This window comes from Rhodococcus sp. P4_F5 (assembly GCF_056401315.1).
Map to the genome: position 1 here is coordinate 1 of NZ_JBFUJP010000126.1, position 5,864 is coordinate 5,864.

Annotated in this window: 1 protein-coding gene; it reads left to right on the top strand. The window is 68.5% G+C overall.

Going from position 1 to position 5,864, the window contains the following annotated elements:
* Nucleotides 1-5,864 (top strand): amino acid adenylation domain-containing protein (locus AC1DU4_RS25920; protein WP_477844786.1); only part of this gene is annotated, 5,864 nt, incomplete at both ends.

Sequence of the window (5,864 nt, forward strand, 5' to 3'; positions counted from 1 at the left end):
GACGACGATGCACTTCGTGCCGTCGATGCTGGCGGTGTTCGTGGCGGAGCCGTCGGCGGTGGAATGCGCGACGTTGCGGCAGGTGTTCGCGTCGGGTGAGGCGTTGCCGGCGGAGACCGCGGCGCGGTTGCGGGAGATCCTGCCGGCGGTGCGGTTGCACAACCTGTACGGGCCGACGGAGGCCGCGGTGGACGTGACGTTCCACGAGGTCACTGCCGCGGATGTGGTGGGTGTGCCGATCGGTGCGCCGGTGTGGAACACGCAGGTGTTCGTGTTGGATGCTCGCTTGCGGCCGGTGCCGGTGGGTGTGGCGGGTGAGTTGTACCTGGCGGGCGTGCAGTTGGCGCGTGGGTATGTCGGTCGCAGTGATCTGACGGCGGATCGTTTCGTGGCGAGCCCGTTCGGGGTGTCCGGTGAGCGGATGTACCGGACYGGTGATCTGGTGTTCTGGAACGACTCTGGTGAGCTGGATTACATCGGTCGGACGGACTTCCAGGTGAAGTTGCGTGGTCTGCGGATCGAACTCGGCGAGATCGAGGCGGTGCTTGGTGCGCTGCCCGAGGTGGCGCAGTGTGTGGTCGTGGTGCGCGCGGACTCGGCGTCCGGCGAGCAATTGGTCGGCTACGTGGTGCCGTCGGCGGGTTCCGTCCTGGATGTGGACGAGCTGCGATCCACCGTCGAGCGGGCTCTGCCGGCCTACATGGTGCCGTCGGCGTTCGTGGTGCTCGACGAGTTCCCGCTCAACGCCAGTGGCAAGCTCGACCGGAAGGCGCTGCCGGCGCCCGCGTTCACCCTCAGTGAGCGGGCATACCGCGCCCCGCGGACTCCCGCGGAGGAGATCGTCGCCGCCGTGTTCGCGGACGTGCTCGATGCAGCTCAGGTCGGCCTGGACGACAACTTCTTCGAGCTGGGCGGCAACTCGCTCAACGCCAACCACGTGGTCGCCAGGATCGGCGCGGCATTCGGCATCCGGCTCGGCGTGCGGGTCCTGTTCGAGGCCCCGACCGTCGCGGCGATCACGGACCGGGCGGAGAAGGCCAGCGCCAAGGGGGAGCAGCGCCCGCATCTGGTGGCCAGGACTCGGCCGGAGCAGCTTCCGCTCTCGCTTGCCCAGCAACGGATGTGGTTCCTCAACCAGTACGACACCGCGGCTGCCACCTACAACCTGCCGCTCGTCGTCCGGCTCGCCGGACGCACCGATGTCCAGGCTCTCCGTGCGGCCCTGCTCGACGTGCTCGGCCGGCACGAGTCGCTGCGCACCGTCTTCCCCGAGTCGGCGGACGGCGTGCATCAGGTGATCCTGCCCCTCGCCGAGGTCGATCTGGACGTGGTCGCACAGGACGTGACCGAGGAGGAGTTGGCGACTGGGCTCACGGACTTCGCGTCCGTCGGGTTCGACGTGGCCGAGGAGATCCCCTTCCGGGTGCGACTGTTCGCGGTCGGGACGGACGAGCTTGCCGTTGCGCTGGTCGTCCACCACATTGCCGCGGACGGCATGTCGTGGGCGGTTCTGGCCCGCGACGTGATGACGGCCTACACCGCCCGCGCTGCCGGAGTGGCGCCGGACTGGGCGCCGYTGCGCGTGCAGTACGCGGACTACAGCGTGTGGCAGCGGGAGGTTCTCGGGTCCGAGGACGATCCGAACTCGTTGTCCGCCAACCAGATCAAGCACTGGCGTGGAGTGCTGGCGGGGCTGCCCGACCAGCTGGACCTGTCCATGGACCGGCCCCGCCCGGTTGTCCAGTCCTTCGACGGCGGCCGGGTCGCCTTCACCATCGAGGAGGACACGGTCCGGGCGCTGGGTGCGCTGGCCCGGGCCCAGGGCGTCACCGCCTTCATGGTCATGCACGCGGCGCTGAACGTGCTGCTCGCCCGCTTGAGCGGTACCGCCGACATCGCGGTCGGCACGCCGGTGGCAGGTCGTGGCGAGCAGGCACTCGACGACGTCATCGGCATGTTCGTCAACACCCTCGTGCTGCGCACCGAGGTCGATGCCGGGGCCTCCTTCGTCGACCTTCTCGCCCGTGTCCGTGAGACCGACCTGGCCGCGTTCTCCAACGCCGACGTGCCGTTCGAGCGACTCGTCCAGGTGCTCAACCCGGCCCGTTCCACCTCGCGGCACCCGCTGTTCCAGGTTGCGCTGTCGTTCGAGAACATGGGCGCGACCACCCTCGAGCTGCCGGGTCTGTCGGTCTCGGCCAGCGAGGTCGAGGTCGACCTCTCGAAGTTCGACCTGCAACTGACCCTGCGCGGTGGTGGTGACTCCGCCATGTCGGCCGAGTTCGTCTACGCCACAGACATCTTCAACGAGTCGACGGTGTTCGGGTTCGCGCAGCGGTTCGTCCGGATCCTCGAGTCGGTCGTGGTCCACCCGGGCCTGCCGGTCGGCGACATCGAGATCCTGGCGGTCGACGAGCGGGCCGACCTGGTTCAGCGTGTCGATCCGGACACGGCGTGGCGTCCGGGCGGCTCCGCGGCGGGTATCGCTCCGCGTCTGCTCGCGGACATCCTCACCGCAGCGGTGGATCGGGACCCCGAGGCACTAGCGCTGACCAGCGCGGACGGCCAGCTGACCTATCGAGAGCTGGACGAGCGATCCTCGCGACTGGCCCGACTCCTGATTGCCCGCGGAGCCGGTCCGGAGACCACCGTGGCAGTGGCCATCCGCCGGTCCCTGAGCTCGGTCCTGACGGTGTGGTCGATCGCGAAGACGGGCGCCGCCTTCGTTCCGGTGGACCCGACCTATCCGGCAGACCGGATCGCGCACATGGTCACCGATTCCGGCGCGGTGACGGGTGTGACCACCGCGGACCACATCGGCGAGCTCCCCGACTCTGTCGAGTGGTTGTCGATCGACGACGCCGAGGCGAGCGCTCGTGCTCTGTCCGGTGCGCCGGTGACCGACGAGGACCGGATCCGTCCGCTGCGGCTCGAGAACCCCGCATACGTGATCTACACGTCCGGCTCCACCGGCCTGCCCAAGGGCGTCGTCGTGCCCAATGTGGGTCTGGCCAACCTCCGCGATCACCTGCGCGCCGCCTACCTCACGTCTCCGCGCTCGCGCACGCTGCACGCGTCGTCGCCGAGCTTCGACGTCTCTGTGTACGAGTTGCTCCTGGCCTTCGGTGCGGCGGCGACCATGGTGGTCTCGCCGCCTGACGTGTGGGGCGGCGCCGAGATGGCGGAGTTGCTGCGCCGTGAGCGCGTCACCAACTTGGTGTTGACTCCGGCGGCACTGGCCACCGTCGACCCGACCGGACTGGACGACCTGGCCGTGGTGGCGACGGCGGGCGAGGCCTGCCCGCCGGAGCTGATGGCGAAGTGGTCTGTCGGCCGGCGGTTCGTCAATGCGTACGGGCCCACCGAGAACACCGTGGCAGCGGCCTGCACGGACGGGTTGGAGCCGGGCCAGTACCTCACCATCGGTCATCCGACGAACGGCACCCGCGCCTCCATCCTCGACAGCCGCCTCAACCCTGTCCCGGTCGGTGTCGTCGGCGAGCTGTACCTGGCTGGACCCGGTGTGAGCCGCGGGTACCGCGGGCGGCCCGGACTCACGTCCGAGCGCTTCGTCGCCGATCCGTTCGGCGGACCGGGCGACCGCATGTACCGCACCGGCGACGTGGCCCGGTGGACCGAGAACCGCGAGATCGACTACCTCGGCAGGTCGGACTTCCAGGTCAAGGTCCGCGGCTTCCGCATCGAGCTCGGCGAGATCGACGCAGCGCTCGCCGCTCAGTCCGGTATCGAGTTCGCAGTGACGCTAGGGCACGAGGGCGTCGGAGGACACACCGCTCTCGTTTCCTACGTGATGGCGGCGCCCGGCACGGACGTCGACATCGACGACCTGAAAGCTGCGATCGGCGAGACGTTGCCCGCGCACATGGTGCCGGCAGCCATCATGGTGATCGACGAGGTCCCGCGCACGCCGGTCGGCAAGTTGGACCGGAAGGCCTTGCCGCAGCCGGTGTTCGAGGCCCGCGCCTTCAAGGCGCCGTCGAACCCGATCGAAGAGATCGTTGCGGCCACCTTCGCGGACGTGCTGGGCGTGGAACGGGTCGGACTCGACGACGACTTCTTCGATCTCGGCGGAAACTCGTTGATCGCGACGCAGGTGACCGCCCGACTGGGCGCCGCGTTGGACGTCACGGTCCCGGTACGAGCTCTTTTCGAGGCCTCCAGCGTTGCCGCGCTTGCGAGTTGGGCGGCAGGGCACGTGGGGACCGGTACGCGGCTCGCGCTGACGGCGATGCCGCGACCCGAGTCCGTCCCGCTCTCGCTTGCGCAGCAGCGGATGTGGTTCCTCAACCGGTTCGACAGCGAGTCCACGGTCTACAACATCCCGATGGCGATGCGGCTGTCGGGTGCGCTTGACGTCGACGCCCTGCAGGCCGCCGTCGGCGACGTCGTCACCCGGCACGAGTCCCTTCGTACGGTGTTCCCCGAATCCGATGGGGGTGCGCGCCAGCTGGTCCTGGATCCGGCGGAGGTGCCTGCCGGATTGGACCGGATCACCTGCACCGCAGTGGAACTCGAGGGAAACCTGCTGGCGCTGGTGTCCAGAGGATTCGACGTCCGGACACAGATTCCGGTGCGTGCGACGCTGTTCGAACTCGGCGACGACGAGTTCGTGCTCGCGGTCGTCGTGCACCACATCAGCGCCGACGGCTGGTCGATGGCACCGCTGGCCCGCGACGTGATGGCCGCGTACGCCGCCCGCAGTGCGGGTACGGCACCCGACTGGACTCCGCTCGAGGTTCAGTACCCCGACTACAGCCTCTGGCAGCGTGAGGTGCTCGGCGACGAGGACGACTCGGAGTCCCTGATCGCGCAGCAGTTCAGCTTCTGGCGCGAGACGCTGGCCGGGCTGCCCGACCAGTTGGAGTTGCCCGCCGACCGCCGCCGACCAGCGGCGGCGTCCTACCGGGGTGCGACCCACCGCTTCGGCATCGATGCCGATCTGCACACCAGGCTCAACGCGCTGGCGCGCGAACACCACACGACGATGTTCATGGTCCTGCACGCCGCGCTGTCTGTGCTGTTCGCACGGCTGAGTGGTACCAGTGACATCGCCGTCGGCACCCCTGTCGCCGGTCGCGGCGAGCGTGCCCTCGACGACGTGATCGGGATGTTCGTCAACACGCTGGTGCTGCGTACCGAGGTGGACTCCGCGCTGCCGTTCGTCGAGTTGTTGGCCCGCACAAGGGAAGCCGACCTCGCGGCCTTCGGTCACGCCGACGTGCCGTTCGAGCGGCTCGTCGAGGTGCTCAACCCGGCCCGCTCGCAGGCGCGCCACCCGCTCTTCCAGGTGATGCTCTCGCTCCAGAACCTCGGTGTGACGACCCTCGAACTGCCCGGGCTGCGCGTGGAGCAGGTCGAACTGGACGAGCACGTCGCGAAGTTCGACCTGCACCTCAATGTCACCGAGGTTGCCCCGGTGGAGGGTGAGTTCGGCGGTCTGGTCGCGGAGTTCACGTACGCGACAGATCTCTTCGACGCCACCACCGTGGCGTCCTTCGGTGCTCGGCTGCACCGGATCCTGGGACAGGTGGTGGATGCGCCGGCCACCGTGGTCGGCGACATCGCAATGCTCGAGGACAACGAACTGTCCACCGTGCTGACGGCATGGAACAACACCGATCGTGCGGTTCCCGAGGGCACGTTGGTGTCGATGTTCGAGGCGCAGGTGGCGGCGACGCCGGATGCTGTTGCGTTGGTGTTCGAGGGTGAGTCGCTGACGTACTCGGAGTTCGATGTTCGGGTTAATCGTCTTGCGCGGCATTTGATTTCGGTTGGTGTTGGGCCGGAGTCGTTGGTGGCGTTGGCGATGCGCCGGTCGCTGGAGATGATGGTCGGTGTCTATG